Raw genomic sequence first — 6072 nt, 5'->3', positions numbered from 1 at the left:
GGGCGGGGGGGGGGGCCGGGCGGGGGGGGGGGGGGGGGCCGGGCGGGGGCCGGCCCCCCGGCCCCGGCGCAGCCCGCCGCCGCAACGGCCCCGCGCACGGACCGAGGCGTCGTGGGCCCCGCGCTCGCCGTCGGCGGTGGGGTGGTGGCCGGCCTCGCCCTGTTCCGCGGGGCGTCGCTGGGCAAGCAACTGGTCGCGCTGGGCGCGGTGGCGGTGGCGACCGGGGTCGTGGTCCGGAAGGCATGGCGCAGAACGCTCGACGCGACCCGGGAGCAGACCGGGACGAGCGCCGAACGCCACCCCCTGCTGGAGATCGTGGGACCGCACCGTCGGCGGCTGTGCCGCGCGTCCGCGCTGTCGGTCGCCTGCCAGGTCTCGGAGATGGCGCTCGGCACCTTTCTCGGCTGGACCGCGCTGGTTCTCATCAAGGGCCGGGCCGACCCGCTCGTCCGCTTCGGTCTGACCACCGCTTCCGCTCAACTCTGGGGCCTGACAGGGCTGGTGGCCGTCGCCTGTGCCGCCGTGGCGGGCCTGTCGTACTCCTCGAACCTCCAGTGGCGCCGGCTCGGCCAGGACGTCGAGCACGACTGGCGCAACCGGACGTACGCCCATGTTCAGCACCTCGAACTACGGCACCTGGAGGGCGAGCGGACCACCCGGATCGCCGGTGCGCTCACCGACGACGTCCGTCAGCTGGGCACCTTCTTCGCCACCTCGGCCAACGACCTGCTGCAACTGGGCACCAGTCTGGCCCTCCTGGTGCCGCTGTTCCTGTGGCTGGCCCCGCAGGTCGCCTGGATCGCGTTCCTGCCCATCCCGGTCATCGCCTGGCTGTCGTTCCACTACCAGGACAAGGCCGCGGCCGACTACGCCGTCTCCGGTGAGGACCGGGCCAGGCTGCACAGCCAGCTGGTGAACACACTGGAGGCCGGCGCCACCGTCAAGAGCTTCTGTACCGAGGACTACGAGGCCGAGCGCATCGACCGGCTGAGCGGGGAGGCCCAGGACAGCAGCCGGCGCACCGACCGGAGCACGATCCGCCACGCCGAGATCGTCCGGCTCTGCACGACCAGCTCGATGGCCGGCACCCTGCTGATCGGCGGCCGGGCGGTGCTCGACGGCAGCCTGCCGTTCCAGGTGTTCAGCCCGCTGATCGGACTGCCCCAGATGGTGATGGTCCGGATGAACCGGCTCGGCGGCATCGTCGACCAGTACCAGCGCACGATCACCTCCTACGGCCGGGTCCGGCGACTGCACGCCCTGCCCGTCGAGACCGACGGCACCGGCGGAGCGCTCGACGCCGAGGAGGTGCGAGGCGAGATCGTCCTCGACGGGGTCACCTTCGCCTACCCCGATCGGCCGCCGGCGCTGGAGAACCTCTCGCTGACCGTCCCCGCCGGCCGGGTCACCGCCCTCGTCGGTGCCACCGGCTCCGGCAAGACGACGATCGCCAAGCTGCTGATGCGCTTCCAGGACGCCGACTTCGGCAGCGTGCGGCTCGACGGACGGGACGTGCGCGACCTGTCGCGGCACGACCTGCGCCACGCGATCGGCTTCGTCGCCCAGGACCCGTTCCTCTTCGACGGCACCGTCGCCGACAACATCCGGTACGGCAGCTTCGGCGCCTGTGACGAGGCCGTGGTCCAGGCGGCCATGAAGGCCGAGGCGCACACCTTCGTCGCGACGCTGCCGGACGGCTACGAGACGGTGATCGGTGAACGCGGCGCCGCGCTCTCCGGAGGGCAGCGGCAGCGGATCGCGCTGGCGCGCGCGATCCTCAAGGACGCGCCGGTCGTGATCCTCGACGAGGCCACCTCCGCCGTGGACAACGAGACCGAGGCGGCCATCCAGCGCACGCTGCGCGCCTTCGCGGCCGACCGGACGATGCTGATCATCGCCCACCGGCTCTCCACGGTCCGCCACGCCGACCGGATCTACGTCATGGACAAGGGCGGGGTCGTGGCCGAGCAGGGCACCCATGACGAACTCCTCGCCCAGCACGGACTCTACGCGTCCCTCTGGCAGCTCCAGGCCGGCGAATTCGCCGCCTGACCGCGACCCGCCGCGCCCACCGACCCCGCGATGGCAGAGAGGTCGGGGCCGGTCGGACGCCCGCCCGGTGGAGCCGGGTGCTCACCCCACCCGCGGGAGCGGCCGAGTCCGTGCCGGCCCGGCTCGGCCGCCGTCGGGAGCGCCGGGCTCAGGGGGCCAGGGTGAGGTCACCGCTGTCGGAGCCGGCGAGCGACCGGCCGATGACCAGGCGCTGGATCTGGTTCGTGCCCTCGAAGATCTGCGTCACCTTGGCCTCACGCATGTACCGCTCGACCGGGAACTCGCGCGTGTAGCCGACCCCGCCCAGCACCTGCACCGCATCGGTGGTGACCCGCATCGCGTTGTCGGTCGCGACGAGCTTGGCGACCGACGCCTCACGGCTGAACGGCAGCCCCGCGTCCTTCAGCCGGGCGGCATGCAGGGTCGCGGCCCGCGCCGAGAAGACCGCGGCCTCCATGTCGGCGAGCAGGAACGCGACTCCCTGGTGGTCGATGATGCGTGAACCGAACGTCTCCCGGTCGCGTGCGTAGGCGACCGCGTGGTCGAGAGCGCCCTGGGCGAGACCGACCGCGACGGCCGCGATCCCGAGACGGCCGGAATCCAGGCTCGCGAGAGCGATGCGCAGGCCGTCGCCCTCGGCACCGATGCGCCGCTCGACGGGGACGCGGACGTCCCGGAACACCATCGTCGTGGTCGTGGACCCGGTCAGGCCCATCTTCCGTTCGGGCACGTCGGCGGTGAGACCCTCGGTGTCGGCCGGGACCATGAAGCACGAGATGCCCGTGCGGTGTTCCGAGGTGCGGGCCATGACCTTGTAGTAGTCCGCGTGGCCGCCGTGGGTCGTCCAGGCCTTCGCGCCGTTCAGGACGTAGTGATCGCCGTCCCGGCGGGCCCGGGTCCGCATCGCGGCCGGGTCCGAGCCGGCGTGCGGCTCCGAGAGGCAGTAGGCGCCCAGCAGTTCGCCGCCGAGCATCGCGGGCAGCCACTGCCGCTTCTGCTCCTCGGTACCCGTCGTCGCCAGCCCGAAGCACGACAGCACGTGCACGGAGACACCTACGCCGACCGAGGCCCACACGGCCGCGATCTCCTCGACGACCTGCAGATACACCTCGTAGGACAGACCGCCGCCGCCGTGCGCCTCGGGGTACGGCAGACCGAGCAGGCCGACGCTGCCGAGGAGCCTGAAGACGTCGCGCGGGAACGCCTCCTCCGCCTCGTCGGCGTCCACCCGCGGCGCGAGTTCGTCGGCCGCCAGTTTCCGGACCAGTCTGATGAGGTCGAGGGACTCCTCGTTCGGCAACAGACGACGCGCGCTCATGGCACCTTCCAGCGGTCGGGGCGGAACATCGTTCGGAGACATCTGCGCGTCGAGGCACCGCGAGGCGCTCTTCACGGGCAGACGCCGAAACGCTTGGGGCGGGTATCGATCTCCGGCCGGCCAGGAGCGCTCGAAGGCGTTCGGCGGTGACCCCTCGCAGCCGGGGACGAGCACTGCGACGATCACATCGCCGAGCCGGTCGGGCCGGACTCGGCCGCGGACCACTCACCCGGAAATCCGGTTTCCGGTGAGCCCGCGGTGCGGTTCAAGGGATTTCGGCCGGTTTCGGTGAGTGTAGTGGGCTGTTGGGCGGTCTGTGTTCTCTTTCCCGTGCCGACCCTCGATCGTGTAAGGCCGCCGCTCATGGGTCCTGCCGCCCGGCCGTCTGCCCGACCGGCCTGCGACGCGAGATGCGTTCGACAGCGTACGGAGGTATACGGAGGCAACTGATCGTCAAGGTCGCGGCGGCCCGCACCCGCCGCCGTTCGGGTGGTCCGGCAGGCCGAGCGGTGGCACAGGGCGCCGCCGCGACTTCCCGGCGGCGCCTTGAGCCGGCCTTCCTCCGCGGGCCCCGCCCGCCGGACCGACCCGTTCACGGCGGGCGGGCCGCGCGGGACGCACAGCAGGAGCGGGTCCCGGAAGTGCCTAGAGTGCGGCAGGGAGGGAGTCCAGGTCAGGCGCGTGACAGCCGGCCTCGGGACTCCCTCGTCCCATCTCACGCGTGCCAGCCAGCCCTTGGCATCGTTCATCCAGTCGGACCGGGAGTTCATACGTGAGGCCTCAGACCACCGACCTGCCCCAGAGCGCCGAACGGCGCCGGACGGCCGACCACGGCAGAACCGGCCACTGCGCACCGACCGCACCGACCACCGCGCACGCGGCGACCGCGCCCCTTTCCGGTCGGCCCGACCACCGTGCACTGCGCGCCGCGCTCGCCGCCGCCGTCGAGGACGTCATCGTCTACGACCTGGACGGCATCGCCCGCCAGTACACCGCCCTGTGCGCCGAACTGCCCGGCGTCGCCGTCCGGTTCGCGATGAAGGCCTGCCCGGTGGACGAGGTGCTCGGCCACCTCGCCCGGCTCGGCTCCGGCTTCGACGCGGCGAGCCCGCAGGAGATCGCCCAGGCGCTGCGCACCGGGGTGGCCCCCGGGCTGATCCACTACGGCAACACCGTCAAGTTCGACCGCAACATCGCCGAGGCCCACCGGCTGGGCGTGCGCGACTTCGCCACCGACTGTCCGCAGGACGTCGCAGCGATCGCCGAACACGCCCCCGGGTCACGGGTGTTCTGCCGGATCGCGACCACCGGCGAGGGCGCGCTGTGGGGCCTGGGCCGCAAGTTCGGCTGTTCGCCCGAGGACGCCCCGCAGGTGCTCGAAGCCGCCCGCACCGCCGGGCTGGTGCCCTCAGGCCTGTCCGTGCACGTCGGCTCCCAGCAGATGACCGCCGAGGCCTGGGCAGCGGCGATCGACTCGCTGGCCGCTGTCCTGGAGGCGCTCGGCCGGCGCGGGATCACCCCGGACCGGATCAACCTCGGCGGCGGACTGCCCGCCCTCGGCGTCCTCGACCGGCGCGGCCTGCCGCTGGAACCGCCGCTGGACAAGATGTTCGTGGTGATCCGCGAGGGCATGCAACGGCTGCGCGCGGTCGCCGCCGCCCCGCTGGACTTCCTGCTGGAGCCCGGCCGCCACCTGGTCGCCGACCACGGCGCGACCCGCGCCCATGTCGCCCGGTCCTCCTCCCGCCGCCGGCTCGACGGCACCCGTGAGGACTGGCTCTATCTGAGCTGCGGCAAGTTCAACGGCCTCTACGAGATGGACCAGTTGCGGTACCGCCTGGAGTTCCCCACCCACGTCGGCGGGCAGTTCGTCGACGCCGTGGTGGCCGGCCCGACCTGCGACAGCGACGACGCGTACGCCCAGGAGGACGCCCCGGTACGGGTCCCGCGCGCGATCGGCTCCGGCGACCCGGTGTGGGTCCACTCCTGCGGCGCGTACGCCGCCGCCTACTCGACCCGGGGGTTCAACGGCTTCGCGCCGCTGCCGTACGTCTGCGTCGGCGGCCCCGGGCCGGACGGAGGCGGCGTATGACGGACACCCGGATCCGGCTGTTCCGGGAGGGGGACTGGGACGAGGTGGTCGCGCTGGAGGAACGCGCCTACGCCACGAGCGGCCTGTCCGAGGGGCGGGAGGCGCTGCGCTCCCGGCACCGCGCCTCGCCCTCGACCTGCTTCGTGCTGGAGCACGCGGGCGGCTTCGGCGGCTACCTGCTCGCCCTGCCGTATCCGCTGTTCCGCTGCCCGGACCTGAGCCTGGCCGAGGAGGACGCGGCACAGGGCAACGGGGGCAGCAACCTGCACACCCACGACCTGGCGATCGCCGAGCGGGCGCGGGGCCGGGGCCTGGCCCGCCGGATGCAGCGGCATCTGGAGGAGACCGGGCGGGCGGCCCGCTACCGGACCCTCTCTCTGGTCGCCGTGCGCGGCTCCGAGACGCTGTGGTCCCGGCTGGGCTACCGCGCCCGGCCCGAGATCGGGCTGCCCGCGAGTTACGGTGCCGAGGCGGTCTACATGGCCAAGCCACTGGAACTCGCCGCCACCGATCCGGCTCCCACGTCCCGCCCGAGAGCCGAAGCGGGCTGACGCAGCCGTCCTCTTCCGGGGCCGCGTCCCGCTGGACTCCGTGCGGCTCCCGGGCGACC

General features: G+C 73.1%; 4 protein-coding genes. 3 read left to right on the top strand and 1 reads right to left on the bottom strand.

All coding sequences use genetic code 11. From position 1 onward, the window contains the following. Positions 1 to 111: 111 nt before the first annotated feature. Entirely contained in the window at positions 112 to 2052 is a 1941-nt protein-coding gene (locus ABT085_RS42825; protein WP_351621551.1) for an ABC transporter ATP-binding protein, read from the top strand. A 148-nt stretch (positions 2053 to 2200) separates the two neighbouring features. On the opposite strand, the gene ABT085_RS42820 is transcribed toward ABT085_RS42825, so the two are convergent. Beyond that, positions 2201 to 3370: an acyl-CoA dehydrogenase family protein gene (locus ABT085_RS42820; protein ID WP_351621548.1), complete on the bottom strand. Its 1170-nt coding sequence runs from the start codon at positions 3368 to 3370 to the stop codon at positions 2201 to 2203. Positions 3371 to 4289: 919 nt separating this feature from the next. On the opposite strand from ABT085_RS42820, the gene ABT085_RS42815 reads away from it, so the two are divergent. Next, entirely contained in the window at positions 4290 to 5462 is a 1173-nt protein-coding gene (locus tag ABT085_RS42815; protein WP_351621553.1) for a type III PLP-dependent enzyme, read from the top strand. After that, positions 5459 to 6013 (top strand): GNAT family N-acetyltransferase, encoded by a 555-nt coding sequence (locus ABT085_RS42810; RefSeq protein WP_351621545.1) that lies wholly within the window; start codon positions 5459 to 5461, stop codon positions 6011 to 6013. Before ABT085_RS42815 ends, ABT085_RS42810 begins: the two co-directional genes overlap by 4 nt. The last annotated feature ends 59 nt before the right edge of the window (positions 6014 to 6072 follow it).

Source organism: Streptomyces sp. NPDC002265, assembly GCF_040296125.1.
GTDB lineage: Bacteria > Actinomycetota > Actinomycetes > Streptomycetales > Streptomycetaceae > Streptomyces.
This window is presented reverse-complemented; position numbering and strand designations above follow the sequence as displayed.

Excerpts from the sequence above, each read along its gene's own strand:
- ABT085_RS42820 (WP_351621548.1), bottom strand. The coding sequence starts at position 3,370 with ATGAGCGCGCGTCGTCTGTTGCCGAACGAGGAGTCCCTCGACCTCATC.
- ABT085_RS42810 (WP_351621545.1), top strand. The coding sequence starts at position 5,459 with ATGACGGACACCCGGATCCGGCTGTTCCGGGAGGGGGACTGGGACGAG.